At 56.8% G+C, this 15,632-nt stretch carries 14 protein-coding genes; 1 reads left to right on the top strand and 13 read right to left on the bottom strand.

All coding sequences use genetic code 11. The features are described from left to right. Nucleotides 1-337: 337 nt before the first annotated feature. Nucleotides 338-733 (top strand): hypothetical protein, encoded by a 396-nt coding sequence (locus SNA_RS44255; RefSeq protein WP_241779805.1) that lies wholly within the window; start codon nt 338-340, stop codon nt 731-733. 256 nt (nt 734-989) lie between these two features. Here the strand turns inward: SNA_RS44255 and SNA_RS23945 are convergent, their stop codons facing one another. From SNA_RS23945 to SNA_RS40305, 13 genes are all read right to left on the bottom strand, one after another. Beyond that, nucleotides 990-1,316 carry a histone-like nucleoid-structuring protein Lsr2 gene (locus SNA_RS23945; protein WP_030063329.1) on the bottom strand — a complete coding sequence of 109 codons (327 nt, stop codon included), beginning with the start codon at nt 1,314-1,316 and terminating at the stop codon, nt 990-992. A gap of 835 nt (nt 1,317-2,151) precedes the next feature. Further along, nucleotides 2,152-2,856, bottom strand: a complete 705-nt coding sequence (locus tag SNA_RS45320) for a transglutaminase domain-containing protein (protein WP_420823509.1) — start codon at nt 2,854-2,856, stop codon at nt 2,152-2,154. 298 nt (nt 2,857-3,154) lie between these two features. After that, nucleotides 3,155-3,880 (bottom strand): SDR family NAD(P)-dependent oxidoreductase, encoded by a 726-nt coding sequence (locus SNA_RS40325; protein ID WP_078970149.1) that lies wholly within the window; start codon nt 3,878-3,880, stop codon nt 3,155-3,157. Continuing rightward, on the bottom strand, nt 3,877-5,022 hold the full coding sequence (locus tag SNA_RS40320; RefSeq protein WP_078970148.1) for an AMP-binding protein: 1,146 nt from the start codon (nt 5,020-5,022) through the stop codon (nt 3,877-3,879). Before SNA_RS40320 ends, SNA_RS40325 begins: the two co-directional genes overlap by 4 nt. 14 nt (nt 5,023-5,036) lie before the next feature. Further along, nucleotides 5,037-5,297 (bottom strand): acyl carrier protein, encoded by a 261-nt coding sequence (locus SNA_RS23940; protein ID WP_030063330.1) that lies wholly within the window; start codon nt 5,295-5,297, stop codon nt 5,037-5,039. A gap of 8 nt (nt 5,298-5,305) precedes the next feature. After that, entirely contained in the window at nt 5,306-6,547 is a 1,242-nt protein-coding gene (locus SNA_RS40315) for a condensation domain-containing protein (RefSeq protein WP_078970147.1), read from the bottom strand. Nucleotides 6,548-7,468: 921 nt separating this feature from the next. Then, nucleotides 7,469-8,605, bottom strand: a complete 1,137-nt coding sequence (locus tag SNA_RS38890) for a nucleotidyltransferase family protein (RefSeq protein ID WP_063752408.1) — start codon at nt 8,603-8,605, stop codon at nt 7,469-7,471. A 197-nt stretch (nt 8,606-8,802) separates the two neighbouring features. Continuing rightward, nucleotides 8,803-9,537 (bottom strand): hypothetical protein, encoded by a 735-nt coding sequence (locus SNA_RS42690; RefSeq protein ID WP_157880060.1) that lies wholly within the window; start codon nt 9,535-9,537, stop codon nt 8,803-8,805. A gap of 89 nt (nt 9,538-9,626) precedes the next feature. Then, nucleotides 9,627-10,409 (bottom strand): nucleoside phosphorylase, encoded by a 783-nt coding sequence (locus SNA_RS45315; protein ID WP_044366777.1) that lies wholly within the window; start codon nt 10,407-10,409, stop codon nt 9,627-9,629. A 17-nt stretch (nt 10,410-10,426) separates the two neighbouring features. Next, on the bottom strand, nt 10,427-12,253 hold the full coding sequence (locus SNA_RS23925; protein ID WP_037788521.1) for a B12-binding domain-containing radical SAM protein: 1,827 nt from the start codon (nt 12,251-12,253) through the stop codon (nt 10,427-10,429). A gap of 11 nt (nt 12,254-12,264) precedes the next feature. Next, nucleotides 12,265-13,434, bottom strand: a complete 1,170-nt coding sequence (locus tag SNA_RS23920; protein WP_037788522.1) for a DegT/DnrJ/EryC1/StrS family aminotransferase — start codon at nt 13,432-13,434, stop codon at nt 12,265-12,267. 37 nt (nt 13,435-13,471) lie between these two features. Continuing rightward, nucleotides 13,472-14,680, bottom strand: a complete 1,209-nt coding sequence (locus tag SNA_RS40310) for a Gfo/Idh/MocA family protein (protein WP_078970144.1) — start codon at nt 14,678-14,680, stop codon at nt 13,472-13,474. After that, nucleotides 14,677-15,516 (bottom strand): sugar phosphate isomerase/epimerase family protein, encoded by an 840-nt coding sequence (locus SNA_RS40305; RefSeq protein ID WP_275042028.1) that lies wholly within the window; start codon nt 15,514-15,516, stop codon nt 14,677-14,679. The genes SNA_RS40310 and SNA_RS40305 overlap by 4 nt, the downstream gene beginning before the upstream one ends. Between the last annotated feature and the right edge of the window lie 116 nt (nt 15,517-15,632).

Below are 15,632 nucleotides of genomic sequence, written 5' to 3'. Positions count from 1 at the left end.
GCGTCGGCTATCGGGCCCTGAGCGCCCAGAAGAAGCACGGAGGGCAGAGCACCCTCCACGGGCGCACTACGCGGAGCCGACCGGAGAACCCCTCATGCATGTTCGCGGTAGCCGAGGTCAGCCGACTGCCCAATCGATGTGGACGCGTACACAGCCCTTCCCTTGCGGCCCGGCCGGCTTAACGGCAGTGACGACCTTCACCTGCAGATGGTCGAAGGCAATGAGCCACAGGCTCCTCCGGCCCTAACTGTGCACGGGTGAGGTCGATCTCCATGCCCATCAGAAATACGGGAACGGGATTCACCGCTCGGTGCTCATGAAGTGGGGGACGTTCGCCGTGGAACCGGAGCCCTGGGGACCGCCGTGGCGGAGGTGGGAAAAGATCGGTCCGCACGAGGCGCAAACCCGCGGCATCTATGCACCGGTCTATGTCCTATCCGATGACGCACCCGGCGCGATTGTCGTCTCACCCGGAGATATCCACGGCACCCCGCTGATCCCTGAGAAGGGCGGCGGCTACTGCTGCGGCCTCGACGGGTCTGACCGGCTCAACCTGGCCTGCGAGGCGTGCGTCCTGCCTGTGACGAGCCGGATCGACGACTGCTCGCTCTGGCAGGCGGTGTGGCTCTCCCCCAACGCCGTGCACCGCCTCCTCGTCGACAACACCAACGCCTCGACGCTCTTGGGAGGAGCTACTGGGGAAGAGCACGGCATCGCCGACCTGAAGAACTGACGGGCCCTCGCCTGCCACCTACCACCTCGAGCACATGAGTGACATCGTTCAAGCCGTCGCTGGCCTATTGCCCCATCAGCAGACCGCGGACCTGAACTCGGTACAGCAGGTGTGAGTACCGCGTCCTGCCTGCCGTCCTCGACGTCTCGCTTCTTACCGCGCACGAGCTCACTAGAACGACACTGAGCACGTCCGCAATTCGGCGCCTGCGTCGAGAGGCCACTCATGTGGAGGGGCCTCTTGCTGATTCAGGGGGTCAGTGTGCCTTGGCGTACGCCTCGCGCACCTCGGCCGGCACCCTGCCCCGGTTACTGACTTCGTAGCCAGCGCCCTTGGCCCATGCACGGATAGCAGCGCTGTCATCACGGCGGGATGCGCTTAGCTGGCGGGGCTTGCGGACCCGGCCAACCTTCCGGCTGGCCTTGATGAACGGCCCGAACGCCTGAAGCATCTGCTCGTAGCTGTTTGGGCCCAGGTCAATCTCGTACGACACCCCATCCAGCGAGAAAGTGTGGGTGGCAGCCTCCTGAGCTTCTTCACCCGTGAGGTCATCGATGTAAAGGGTGACGATCTTCTGTGCCATGAGGCAATCATAGGGCTGCGCAAAGCGAAAGATCACCCCGGCGAACGGGGCTATCCAACTTCACCGCGGGCATTTGCAAGCTCCATGCAGCCATGGACGCGAAGCTGGAGGGAAGATTCGCAGCAGCACCAGCCAGCGTGCGGTGGCCAGACCAGCTGGCACAGGTCTCGCGGCAGTGGAGCAAAACATGGTGCTCGTGCGGCTCGGTCATGCGGTCTTCCGGCGGTGGGTGGCTGACTCGGGGCGGTCCTCGTCGTGGTGGGAGGGCTGACGGCGACGCCCCACGCGGCCAGGTCGCGAGCGCTCCACAGGAACGAGGAGCCGGGGATGTGCCGGCAGGAGGGGATGGCCTCCCGGCGGAACCAGTCGGTTTCCCCGAGGCGATGGCCCTCCCAGCCGGTCGAGAAGGTGCCGGTGCCAGTGCCCTTGCGCTTGTAGCGGTTGACCTGGCCGCACACGGTGCCCTCTTGCTCGACGAGCCAGACGTGGCGTTTGGCGTCGCCGTCCCGCTGGGTCAGCGTCCATCCGCTGCCCAGCTTGGCAAACAGGTCGACAGTCTTCGCGCGGGGCCGGGCGAACTCCGCAACGAGGCCCGCGCTGGGCGGCGGCGTCCTGGTCCTGTCGGGTGGCGATGCAGGCTGAACAGATCAGCCGGTCGCCAAAGAGCGGGTTCTTCGCCTCCTGCTAGTTGCGGGGGTGCCGGGGGTGGGAGGATCCGTGGCAACTGGGCCCGGTGCTGGGGCAGTACCGACTCATGGTCACTACGTGCCTTCTCTCCCAGAGACAGCGGCAGATCGTTCCGGAGCGATCTCTCCTCGAGGCCAGGTGCAGGCTGTCACTCTGGTTGGTAGTGCACAGCCCGGAACGATGAACTAACCTCGCTTGTGCCGTGGCTGGCTGGGCGGGAAGGCGCCCCGGTGAGTCGGGCAAGCACACCGCCAAGAGACGACTTGTTGTCCCAGGATTCTGCTGGCAAAATCCCCCAATTGGTAAGGGCCGGAATCAGCACGGGGTCGACTGGGATCCACACGCCTTCCACAAAGAACTCGGCCCAATAGTGTCCCGCAGTGAATGGCGGGGTGAGAGTCTTGCCGTACGAGAACCGGACTGCCAGCCCCCGCCTCCTGCCTTCATCGACCAGCAGGTTCGCTATACCGGCGCAGTCGGCAACGCGGTGACGCCGAATGAATTCGCCGTCCCACCGCAACGATTCCGGAAGACGCAGGAACGTTACGTCCCGGTATTCGTCGATTAGTTCGACGAACGGAGCCGTTAGGGTCGGCCATGTGCGGCGCAGGTGGAATATCTCACTATGGATCGGGAGTTGGCCGTCGCTCCCAACCGTTGACTGCGGCACTATGTATCTTTCGTGTATTCTAAATGCACACACTCCATAGTGCCCTGGTTCTGGGCACTCAGCAAAGTAGTCAAGGCGGTACTTGGCGGTCGCGCCGTATGGCCTACTGAGTTCCCGCCCCCACCACACCAGAACTCGGCGGGCACGGGAACGAGGCTCAAGGAACAGTGCGACATTCAGCATGTCGGTAGCGTCGTAGTACCATTCGCCCCCTCGCTGAATTGCTGGAATCCCTCGGGCTCGAATCCGGCTCTGCATTTCTGGGGATATCTGAAATTCAGAGACGACGGCGGAAGCGGAGATCGAGAACTCGCGCGCACTATCTGGACACCGTGCGATTAAGGAGAGTACATCATCAATGTCACCTGCTGGAGAATTCATGCACTATTCCCTGAGGGGTGATCTATAACGAGTGTTGGGCCGCAATCGAAGTTCCGAAGCTCGTTGATCAGCGAAACCGGACGGTGACTGGAACAGTTACTCACGTAGCCGCTCCTGCGTCGGTTCGTAACACCTGGCCGGTTATAGTCCCGGCTGCACCAGAGAGCAGGAAGAGGACTGCCTCGCCCACATCATTCGCAGTTGGTTGGCGATCGAGCAGTCGCCGACCGAGAATACGGGTGCGCAGGTTCGGAGGAATGCTCGACGTCATGGCAGTATCGATAAATCCAGGGGCAACACAGTTCACGGTGATGCCCCAACCGCCCACTTCCGCTGCAAGTACGCGGGAGAACGCCTCCAGCGCAGCCTTGGTAGCGGTGTAGCCGGCGAGACCTCGATACGTCTTGTGCGCGCTTACCGACGAGATGTTGACGATGCGTCCGGTGCGCGACCCAAGCATGGACTTGGCAGCAGCGCGGCTCAGCAGCTGCGGCGCCGCCACGTTGAGCGACCACATGCGATGGTGTGCTTCCTGCTCCATATCTACATGCAGACCTGCATGGGCGATTCCAGCATTGTTTACAAGCCCGTACAGAGACTGGCATCGACGGATCTCCAGCGCCACCGCCTGCACGCCTGCTGATGTGGCAAGGTCTGCGGCGAGGAATGACACTGCTCCGGCCGCACCATCGATCAGGGCCTGCAGATCTTCGGTAGGTCTGCGAGCGACGGTGGTTACTTCGTACCCAGCCTCTACGAGGCTGGAGGCAATCGCCAGCCCTAAGCCGCGGGATCCGCCGGTGACGAAGACCTTCCTCGCGCTCATGATCGCAATACCTTCCCCGCGGCACTTGACACGAACTCTTCCACGATCCGTATTCTTCGCGGCAGTTCAGCCGGAGCCAGGTGTGCCTCCGCGAAGGCCCTGAGGTCACGCCGGCAATCTTCAGTCTTTCCAGGAACGAGTACGACGTCGGCAGCTACCACCGACCCGACGACCGGGCTCCGCCATGCGTACGCCCGAGCTGCGAGCACTGAAGGATGCTCTTGAAGCACCCGCTCCACGGCCTGCGGGCTGACTTTCGTCCCACCGACGTTTATCGACAGCCCGCGTCGACCAGTTACGAAGACCCGATCTCCTACTATCTCCACGAAATCCCCGGTCTCGACGTAGGGAAGACCGACAGAGGGAGACAGCAATAGGCGGTCGGCGAGGACATCGAACGCAGCACCACTGCTCTGACGTTGACCAGCAGCATCGAGTGGGAGGCCTCCTCGCTCGTCGTCGATGTGAATTCCGGCCCCTAGTTCGGTTGCACCGAATATCTGCTTGATCCGATGAGGATGAAACGTATTCCGTACGGCACTCAGTAGCGTGTCATCGACAGGCTCTCCGCCCATTGAAATGACGTCAATCTTCGCTGGCTCCTTGTATCCTCGAAAGGCGTGCACACAGGCCATACGCCAAAAAGTGGGCGTACCTACAGCGATGGTGAGAGGATGTCTATCTGTACGAGTCGACGGCCAGGCAGGTGTCAGGAACTCGACTGAGGCGCTGCTTGAGAGTGCCTGGCAGATGGCCGAAACACCCGCGAACGAAGCTGGTGCGTACCCGATTCCCCAGCGCTTAATGTCACCTACCTCATTGTGCTTCAACGGGAAAAGCCGACGCCAGGGCCAGTGCACGGATTTCGGCGAACCGGTAGTACCGGAGGTATATATCCATACGCCCGGCCCGACGCTCCGGTCTGGCAACTGACTGTGGTATGGGGGTGGGGGCTGGATTACGAGCTCGCATTCCAGTGTGAAGCCCGCGACAAGAGCGACAACAACATCGAACCCACTGGCCGGCGTAACCGTCAGAAATCTTTCATCGCCGTGGCGAGCATCGGCCGCGAGTTCTTCGGTGCGGCGGCTAACTTCCGACCAATCCCAGTAGCAGCCCGACTCAATGAGGTATCGTGTCATGGCAGTTTGATTCGTCACTCAGCTTCGCGCAGAGGACGCAGGGATAGCATGAGATCGCGTAGTGTTTCAAGCCGACCCGTCACGTGCAGATCAAGCATGCCGTCCGTTTCCTCTTCAAGCTGCACGATCAGTTCTGCGAGCAGCATGCTGTCTAGTCCGATTTCGTCGAATCTCGTATCAAGTCCTGAGAAATCTTCAACGCCCGGCAGCACGTGGCCGACGCATCGACGCATCACGTCTTCATCGATGACCATATCGCCCTGATTGTTGCTCACAACAACTCCTAAACAGTGTAGCGACTCAGGATGTTATTGACGGAAGTCAGGTATTCCACGAGATGGTCTTCCGAGAATCCGTCGAGCATCGTCCTTGCCGTTACAAGGAGATCACCAAACTCTGACGCTGCCACCATGAACCGTGGACCAATCGTACGAGACGGACGTTCGCGTACAACGCGCACCATATTGGTGGGATCAGGAGCAATTCCCGCGGAGCTGTTTGGAGTGAAATTGAAGTGAAACTCCGCTGGCTGTGGCGTACCCCCGGGGAACAGCTGTTCTCGAATCTCTGCGCGTTCATCGGGGTTGTAACGACCGTGGCGATATGCCATAAGTGTGGCTCGATGTATTTCCTGAGCAGACTCTTCGAAACTTCTACCCTGGCCTGCTTGGCAAATGATTGGCACCCATTGGTTCATCGAAACCACTAAGTTCTTATCGCGTGATTGAAAACGGTTGGCGCACATCGTGTTAAGGAGGTACGTGCGAACCCCAATAGCATCAGCGGCGGCTTTGCCCAGCGCGGCCAGAATTACGCTGGGGACAGTGATTCCCAAGTGAGCGGCCAGCTCCCGAGCCCCCTGAAGGGCAACTCCAGAATGAAGCGATGCTTTGACCGGCACGCCGGACGAGGGTAGTCCACCGCCACCATCTGCCGCTGAATATATTTTGTGAAAATAGCTTCGGACGGCCCTCCGCTTCTTGTCCCATGATGGACCTCGCTGCTCAGCGGCGAGATCGCGAGGAGTGGGCGCCGTCTCAGTGATAGGCCCCTTAAGCAATTTACGGAAGTCTGCGCCGAGCAGTCCCAGGGCCCAGAAGTCAGCAGCTATATGATGGACAGTCACTACGACATCGGTTGGACGTCCCTGGGAAACGATCACGACTGCTTTCCAGGGAGCATCGGATAATATATTAAATGGGTGGAAGTCAAGCCTAGCGACGGTCGCCTCAACCGCAAGGTGCTCCTCACCGGCAGCTACTCGGAGTACTTCGAAATCCGCAACTGCAGAAGGAGCGATAATTTGGCGTGGTTCGGTGCCGTATTGAACTTCCAGAGTTGTACGAAGCGCCTCGTGTCTTAACGATAGCGAATGCAATGCGATGACAACATCTTCAGTGCTCGGCCCTGCCGGAACTTTCCAGACATGAACCAGATTCACTTCCCCGCGTTGCGATTCGGAACTGTTCTCAATATTTCGCCACAATGACAGTTGGCCGAAACTCAGCGGACTGCTGATCGCCATCACCACATAACCCCCGTACTTGTCTTAGGCGCCGGTGAATACTGAGGATAGGCCTGAGGGGATGGGCTAATTCCGCTACATCCCCTCAGGCAAATCGTTACGGCTTGCTAGAGTCCATCATGACTATCTCCCTCCGATTCGTGGGCATCATTCAAGCGCGGGAATTCCGTGGAAACTTCCCTTATGGTCTACACTGACTCACCGGAACCGATGAAGTCAATAGCTTTCTTCGCCACTTTGATTTGAAGGTCCTCGGCGAAGCTGAGCACATTGCGGGATCGTGCAGTCAGCGCCCAACATTGCCGGCGCTGTAGCCACAATCTCGACGGTGGATGGAATCAGACGGAACGCCCGATAAGCAGCGAACCTATGACGACTCTGACCCACTTGGGGGATATCGGCATCATCAGGCTCTCTGGCGAACCGTCGATCGTCTGATTCTGGCACCGAAGGTGCGCTCCTCTCCTTGCCGGCAACGCCACGTCCGGGCGCCCATAACGCTGCCTCGAACCCCACTAGCACGAAGGCTCGCTTGCTCTCGATGCACTCGAACTCTCCCCGGCAAATACACCGGCTATAGGAGTCGGTGCGATCACCAGTGAGGCAAGCTGCCGAGCGAAGCGTGTCAGGTCCACAGCCGCGACGAAAGTATTGATCAAGCCGAGTTGAGCGGTCGCGCCCACTCCACGAGTGCGGGGCTGCTCCCGAACGCCAAGAAATGCGGTTGGGTTCGGTCTACGAGGCACGCAGGGACGCGTGTAAGCGCTTCGCAAGCGAAGTCGGTGTATGGGTTGTAGAAGCCGGCGTATGGCCGGTTGGCGCGGTGCCTTCGGCCGTAGGGCGTCGCGCAGTCCTGTCGAAAGCAGTTACAGCACAGCATTAAACGAAGGAGTTGCAGAACAGCAACGTATTACCCACTGCTCAGGACCGTGGAACACCAGAAAACTCGTTGACACTTCTCACGCGCATAGCATCGAAGAGACGCTCCAGGAAAGGCTCGTTCCATTTTTTCGGCTGACCGTCAAAAGTACCGTATTCGTCAAGAAAACGACAATCAGCGGGACGAAGTTGGGCGAGCACTGTGGTCGGCACAGATTCTGGATAGAGAATTGCGGTGTGATGCAGTGCATAGTAGAGGCTCCGGTCGGCATCGTACCTACTCGATCTGTCGAGTACCGAAGGCCAGAGATTCTCTCGAGTGAGTTCCTCTGAACTAAGCGCCACATCAAGAAACTTCAACAACTCAAGATCGAATCCCCCCTTGATGTAGTAAAACGTAGTGGCTTCCTTGTGTAAGTGAGCACAAAGGTCGATAAACTGGTCCTCTATCGATAGCGCCACTCCTAGTTCCCCACAGACAGGACCGCGAACTCTTTGTTCCAGTAGTTCCAAAACGTCAACACTGCTACCCGAGAGCGGCTGGAAAATATCGAAACATATATCGATATTATAGGATTCGACGTGCTCTCTGTGAGCCATTTTCACAAAGGGCAAATCGTTGGTTTTCACATTCATGCGCCAGAAAGCCTGCGTGGTGCGACTGAAATCCTGCACGGTGTGCCCATTGGGCGATATACGCCCTTGAATGTACCCCAGGTCCCATAGGATCGATTTCAGTAAAGAAAAATCTTGCCGAGCTACCAAGATATCCATATCTCCCATACGCCGGAGTCCGGGATCCCTGTACAGTCGCTCGCTGAGCACCGGCCCCTTTCGAATTGCGTACCGAAGTTCACTTTCGCTGTTTAGTGCCCTGATAACGCAGCCAAACTCTTCAGTCAAAGCGCGGTTACGGTCGCGGCTTGAGTAATAAACACTCTCATAAAGCCACCAATACGGAATCGTCCAATCGCTGGTTTCCGCGTCACGAAAAAGCCTATTCCGCAATATATGCCGGGCCACTAGAGGAAGTACCTTGTGACGTGCTGCCTGATCTACGAAGAATCCCCAATCCATGTTCTCTCCGGCGTCACGAATCCTGTCACGACAGGACTCAATCAACCCGGGGTCTGGGCACAAACGAGCCAGAGCAAGCAGGAGATCAGTTTCGATCTTCACTCAAACCCCTCCTTGTAAAGGGTAATTGCTTTCTACGGAGAAAGAGACCACTCAGATCGAAATTCGCAAGCAGATATGGTCTTGCGTGACAGCCATATGTTTCAGGAGAGTACTTCCCGCCTTCATCGCATCTTCCTAGGGAGGCAGGCGACGTTCGGTTGGGCTAGCCAGGTCTCGCATCTGCCCCTGAGGCTCAATTAACAGACAGCTCGGGCACGTAGGTGAGCCTCGACGAGTTTGAGCACCTTTCCAGCTGTGCATACTGGCTTATCTTTTGAGCTGTTAAGAACGACTGGCCAATCCTCTGCTTGTGCATTGAGACGCAGCTCATTGGCGATTTGTTGAGTAAACGTTCCAAAATGGGTAGCGTCATGACTCACTGCCCCCTGGGAGTCATATACGGGTTCGATGCAGCCACCATTCTGGTACCAATGGATACGGTCCTCCATGTCAGCCTCCAGCAGCACGGTCATCTGCTGATGAGGGCCAAGCCGACGAGAAACAGGCATAAGGTCTCGCTGCCAATTGCGAAATTTCTCCGCTTGTACAAGGTTGTGCTGTTGGCGGATGGAAGCTTCGATCGCCATCCGCACCCGCGTCTTATGCCACCAGCTCTCCGCCACTACCACTCCGCCGCCTAGGACTATCTCCTCCACCTCACTTTGTAGCAAAGCCAAATACTGGGCTGCCGCAGCCAGACTCAATAGATCCCACTGGACCTCAAGTTCGTCACCATCCTTAAACAGTCCACCGACCGCCCGGATCAGATTTGCGTAAGACTGATGCCCACGAGGTGACTCCCTCAGAATCCGGTGCATGGGGATACCCTCATTCTCGGCGAGTGAGATCAATTCACCAACCACAGCACTCTTTCCGGAGCCGTCTGCCCCCTCGAGAACAAGAAAAAGTCCGGAACGGTCTTGCACAGCCACGATGTGTTTCCTATCTGCAGTAAGCAGGGCATGTGTGGCTAGGTATCCCTTAACACACCGCCACATACTCTCTCAGGCTTGTCGGTACGTTAAGCCCCAGGATGGCATGCCAGGGTGGTCAGGGCTCCTTCTACCAGCCTGTCTAGGGTCACAACAGTCCTTGGGTCAAAGGTCCTGGGGCTTCGCTTTGCGAGCGAGTCGGCAACAGCCATGCCGGCAGCAGCAGGAATGCCGCGGTGCCTGGCAACCGTAAATACTGCGCTCGACTCCATGTCGGCCGTGAGCAAACCACGTTGCTGGTAGCTGTCCACTTCGGCGGCGGTCTCACGATATGGGGCATCGGTCGTCCAGGTGTCGCCTCGTTGATAACACAGCGCCTTCATACGCAAGGCCCGTCCGAACGCTTCGGTAAGATCACTGTCCGCACACGCAAATTCGTCAGGAGGTGCGTAGTGGTAGGAGGTTCCCTCGTCCCGTAAGGCTCGATTGCACAGCACTGCATCGCCCGCTGATAGCGAGGGCTGCAGCCCTGCGGCCGTACCGACTGTGATAACCGCTGGTGCTCCTAAAGAAACGAGCTGTTCCAGAACAAGAGCTGCAGCCGGTGCCCCTACGCCAAACCCTCCACACAGGGCAACCCGTTTACCCTCGTGTGCGATGAACCGCAGTTCGCCCCTACACCAATCCTCCGGCAAACTTGGCTGATACTGGGAGATTGTCCGTCTCAGGACTGATGACTGATATAGCAGAATCACGCCAGCACAGTCGTCCAGTCCAGCGTTAGGGGCTCTCTCGCGAACATAGGCTTGATGCTCTGAAGGGTGAATAGCCGAGGGAAGAGCGTGCTTTCCTCTAAAGCGAGGGAACCTCATGGAGGGGTCCAGATTATCTACCATGATTCATGGTCTGATGTGCTTGTGAGCGCGGCAGTCCGCTCGTCGAGTGCCTTCAGAAGTTCCCTTTCCTGCTCGGGGTTGACATTGTTGACGACCTCCCAGGGAAGTACCTTGTCACTCATTCGACGCAAGAATTCATTCTGCCTAAGTCCGTGATGATGTAGAGCCTCTTCCAATTGACTAGAGGTGATGTTTTCCAGGTCATGGCCAGCGTCATACAGATACTCCAGAATAGTGCCGACACGGCGGTCACCTCGGCCGCAAACACTTTCCAGGTACATTCGCGACGACTCTTCCCAAAGCACACGGAAGTGACGGTCGAAGATCTCCTCACCCACCAAATCGCGCATGCGCCGGCTTATCTCCTCGACGTGCGCATCCGTGTGGCGAGGATCAGCCATTTCCAGCCGCTGTCCGACAGTGCCAGGCTTTGGCATGTATTGCAGAGGCTTCACGATGATAGTGCCGTCCTCGCGGTTGAGTCGCTTGAACACATCAACCGCATAATCCGCGATCCCAAGACGGTCCTCGCGCTGTTCACTGGGCGCACCGATTATGAAGTACAGCATCACTGTATTGAACTCTGGATGCGCACTACATAGCTCGATAGAGCGATTTACCCTTTCTCGGGTTAATGTTTTATTGAATATTCGAACCAGCTCTGGGTTGGCAAATTCTGGAGCTATAGTAATCACGCCACGAACTTCATTCTGCAAATGAAGTTCTGTAAGTATGTGCCCGAAGTCGCCAAGTTCGCTCACCGCATCCAGGTAGCTATTAGAGACCTCATCAGCGCGAACCGAGCCAATGATCGTGGTGACCTTCTCCTCTGAACGAGCTGAGAAGTCGCGAATTTTTCCGAGGAGGTCAAAGCGCTTGCCATACTGAGTGAAGGTTGGAGAACTGATGATGAATTTTCGGATACCGCGCTTTTCGCATCGGTCGAGATAATCGGAGAGTAGTTCAAATGGCGCCTGACGGAAGGGCGGAACGCCTAGCGTGCAGAAATGGCAATCCCAGCGGCATCCCAGTGTTGGTACCATCATTGCGAAATCTCCGTCAGAAATCGGAGCTGTAAAGTGAGATGATGGCAAATCTGGGACAGAAAGATATTGCGGGAGCACCTTTTGGGGGACCTTTGGAGTGTGGGGGCGAATTTCCGTAATTCCCCCGCCTTCTCTGTATTCCACGTCGTACATATGCGGAACGTAAAGCCCGGGTATCTGTGCGATATGCTCTAGCATATCTTCCCGTTTACCGGTTGCGCGCGCCGTCGGCAGCTCTTCGATTAGACGTCGAACGGATACTTCGGCCTCTCCCAAGGCAATCACGTCAATGTAGTCGCCAAGCACCTCAGGGTTAGCAAAGCCGGCACTTCCCCCGACGATGAGTGGATGCCGACCGGGTTGACGATCCTCTCCACGTCGAGGTATGCCTACTAGATCCAAAATCTTGAAGGCTGTAGCTAGATTTCCAGCGTTTGTGATGCTTAGCGCCAGGATGTCAGCATCAAGTACGGGGGCGGGGTTTTCTATCGTTCTATAGGTACTTTCCCCTTCGGGCAACTCCAGCCTGTTTCCATCACGCACGAGAGAATCGTAAACCAAGGCACGTTCAGCAACCGCGCCGAGTTTGGCGTCGCGGTTTATCATGTCATACAGTGTCATTGTCCCCAGTGAAAGCAATGAATATGCGTGCCCGTAGGGCATAAAGAAAACGCACCGTAGTGGATCAGATGGCTTCTCGGAGAGGGGATATGCGTCATCCAAATGAATCTCACGACTGATGATTTGATGGATTTCATTAATGAGAGCCGACATAGCAGTACTCCTCAATTGGCGGTTCGGGAGATCGATTGAACTGTTGCAATAATCGCTTCACACATGGATTCGTTCTCCTCGTGCTCCATCAGTGGATGGAGGGCGGGGCAAAAGAGGCGCTCGGCAACAGACTCAGCAAGGGGGAGTGAATGGCTTCCGATGTGCTCACGAATCCACGGATGTGTTAAGTAGGTGGGGGGGTCGGCAACGATGCTGCCAATTCCGTGGTTTCGATTGAGTGTGAGCATCACTTCGTTTCGAAGCTCGCCTGCCCACGCAGGAGGGACCAGCAGAGCGTAGCGATAATATACGTGCTCTCTCCCTTGGAATTCGGGCGGTAGTGTCAGTTCTGCTACGTGACGTAGCAATTCATTGCGTTGCTGTGCCAACTTGATGCGCTTCATATTCATAGCGTCAAGACGCCTGAGCTGCACCAGGCCAACAGCAGCCTGAAGCTTCGTCATTTTGTAGTTGGAGCCCCACTCTTCATTCTTCCCAAATGAACGGAGACGTCGAAGTCTCTTCGCGAGATTTACGTCCTGAGTGGTGACCATGCCTCCTTCTCCGAGCGTGGTCATAAGCTTCTTTGACTGGAAAGAGAAGATCGTCGCCCAACCGCGAGAACCTACGGGTCCTTCACCATCTTCGGCCCCACAGGCGCGTGCGGCATCTATGATCAGCTTAGGCGGGCCAAAAACCGGATGCTCGTGCCGGGCAGCCAATCGCTCTAAAGCCTTCATGTCTGCCGGCATACCATTCATGTGCGTGACAAGAATGGCTCGTGTTCGATCGCTAATGCGACGTTCCACATCCGCTGGATCGAGGTTGAGAGTAGCCGGATCGATCTCACTGAGCACCAGCTTTCCGCCCTGTCTGATCACCGATACGTGAGCACCAACGAAGTTCAAGGCACCTGAGATCACCTCGTCACCTGGGCGTAGATCCAAACAGTGAAGCACCATGTCCAGGGCTGTCCCTGCCCCGTTATAGGCAATCGCGAACTGAGCCCCACAATAGGCGCCGAAAGCATCCTCGAAGATCATCTCACGGTTTTTGGCGCGGAATCCTATGTGCGGATCCATGGATTCATGCAGTGCAGCCAAAACCGCGTCAACTTCCGCTTGTGTGTATACGGCTCCTAGCGCCGGCTCGTTCGCCCAAATCTGATTTTTGCTGACCACATGTGGAGGAAACAAGTTGAATCATTCTCTCGTAAAGTCACACTCTTTTGAAATCTGATTCCAACGGGCCGACTTTAATTGTCTTCTGGTATTCACTAAGCGAACCGTTGAGGACCTCCGTCACTGATACTGTCCGTCCAGCAATTGCTGATTCGTAGAAAGCGAGTGACGTGGCAAGAGTATTCAATGCTGTATCCGCGCCTATCTCAACTTGCGCACCGTCACGGATGGCTAGCAAAAACTCCGCGCATTCAATTGCGAAACCGTGGGTCAATCCAAAGGGGAAGTATTTCTCGTGCTCGCGAGGTGACAATGATGCGAGGAAGTCCTTGTGGAAATCGCGCAGCGAGCGACGATTTCCGCCCCTGGCGTGAACTCGGGCTTCAGGGAGGGGGGCATGGAATAGCTGCCCTCCATCGTCCACTATTGCCCCTGTGGTTCCTCTAAGGGCGAAGCTGAAATCGTCGGCATGAGGGAGCGAACTAACGCAGGAGAAAATTCCTGTGGTGCCGCTCTCGAAGGTCATTAATGCTGAGAGAAAGTCTTCTCTCTCGTCAATTCTGGTATCTCCATTGGCATGAAAGACAGGCGTATTATGCAGTCTTTTAGCCACAGCTGTAACGCTGCTAAGTGGACCTACAATGTAAGCCAAGCTGTCAATGAGATGGGCGCCATTGTCGATAGCCCAACCGCCACCTCCCAATGCCCTTTGCGTTCGCCATCCCGTTCTCGTTGGGTTTGGTTCGTAGCGCACTCTCTGGGCTTGGATGAGTTCTGGTGTTCCGATAAGCCCAGTCTCATGAACCAACCAGCGTGTGGTCCGGATTGCGGCAGTTCTTCGGTGGTCTTCCGCCATGCTCAACACTCGGTTGGCGCGCACTGCGGTATCCCTCATCCTCCGTCCTGCTTGGATAGTCATGGCTAACGGCTTCTCAACCATGGCATGCACACCAGCATCGAGGGCTGAGCATGCGACTTGCTCATGCAGGTAGGTAGGTAGACAGATATCGACTCCGTCGATTGATCCGTCCAAGAGGTCTTCGTAGCTTGTGTGGACAGTGACTGGTGTCGTCTGCCATCGGCGCACCTCTAGAGCGGAACTCTCGGCCAGCGCCCCGTTGCTATCGCAGACAGCAGCTATCTCGAAGTGCTTACCTGCCACGCGAGCAACAGCTCGCCATGCTCGGAGATGTTCTGCACCGATAAGTCCACAGCCAACAACTGCAATTCGGACCCGTGAGCTCACCTTCCACCACCATACGCAATAGCATGCAGCTTAAGAGAATGGCGTACTGCGTCGCCGGCACGGAAGGCAGTCTCCGCGGCGGCCAATGCGGGCATGGCGTGCAGCTGTGGATGTTTTAATTCTATGGAAGCAGGCCCTCTATAGCCGAGACCAAGGAGAGCATTGAGAAACCCTGATAGGTGAATAACCCCGGAGCCCGGTAACTCGCGCATAGCATCCGTCAGGCTCCTGCGGTCTCCGGCTGGAGCATCGTTGAGGTGAACGAAGAGGGGAATGTCAGTCGGCATATCATTGATCTCGTCCAGAGTCCCGCCGGATGTGTACCAATGGAAGGAATCCAGCAGGATCCCTAAATTTGCGCGCCCTACTAGACGCACTACACGAAGTGCCCCCGTTAGCGTCCGATACGAAGCGGGGAGTGGTTTTTCACTACCGACGCCCATAAACTCGATAACCAAGGATAGCCCAGAGCGCGATGCGAGGTCGGCAGTCCGGCCGATACGTTCGAGCATCTCCTCCTCAGTCATGCCATGGTTTACTGTAGATAAAGAAGGAGGAAGTACCAATGCCCCGCTGCGACTTCCCCATTGGGCAGCGAAGTGCATTTCTTTCTCAGCTACTAATAGGCCCTGTTCGAACTTTTCCCTCGACCAATTGAGTCGCAGCGACCATCCCCCATGTACGGGGATGATCGCGCGATCTTCCAGGAGATTTCGGGCTTCTTTGTCCGTCTCAATTGTCTGGATTAGCCGTTTGGCCGACATCTCCACATATGTAAATCCTGCAGCATGCGCTGATCGGACTACTTCAGCCGGCGGTACGCTTGGATTCAACACGGCCCTATTTAGGCTGAGCTCAATCACGTATCCCCCTAGTTATGAATGTGCGCATGAATGCGACGAGAGCTCGACCGGGATGAGCGCGGTGTCGTCGATACGCGAACGGCTTTATC

This window comes from Streptomyces natalensis ATCC 27448, from assembly GCF_000935125.1.
In the GTDB taxonomy this organism is placed as follows: Bacteria; Actinomycetota; Actinomycetes; order Streptomycetales; family Streptomycetaceae; genus Streptomyces; species Streptomyces natalensis.
Note: the sequence above shows the minus strand (reverse complement) of the source record. Positions and strands in the feature narration are given on the sequence as shown.

Bases quoted from the DNA above. Each gene is read 5' to 3' on its own strand.
- SNA_RS23945 (WP_030063329.1), bottom strand. From the start codon at position 1,316: ATGGCACAGAAGATCGTCACCCTTTACATCGATGACCTCACGGGTGAA.
- SNA_RS40320 (WP_078970148.1), bottom strand. From the start codon at position 5,022: ATGACACGATACCTCATTGAGTCGGGCTGCTACTGGGATTGGTCGGAA.
- SNA_RS40315 (WP_078970147.1), bottom strand. From the start codon at position 6,547: ATGGCGATCAGCAGTCCGCTGAGTTTCGGCCAACTGTCATTGTGGCGA.
- SNA_RS40325 (WP_078970149.1), bottom strand. From the start codon at position 3,880: ATGAGCGCGAGGAAGGTCTTCGTCACCGGCGGATCCCGCGGCTTAGGG.
- SNA_RS23925 (WP_037788521.1), bottom strand. From the start codon at position 12,253: ATGTCGGCTCTCATTAATGAAATCCATCAAATCATCAGTCGTGAGATT.
- SNA_RS45315 (WP_044366777.1), bottom strand. From the start codon at position 10,409: ATGAGGTTCCCTCGCTTTAGAGGAAAGCACGCTCTTCCCTCGGCTATT.
- SNA_RS45320 (WP_420823509.1), bottom strand. From the start codon at position 2,856: ATGCTGAATGTCGCACTGTTCCTTGAGCCTCGTTCCCGTGCCCGCCGA.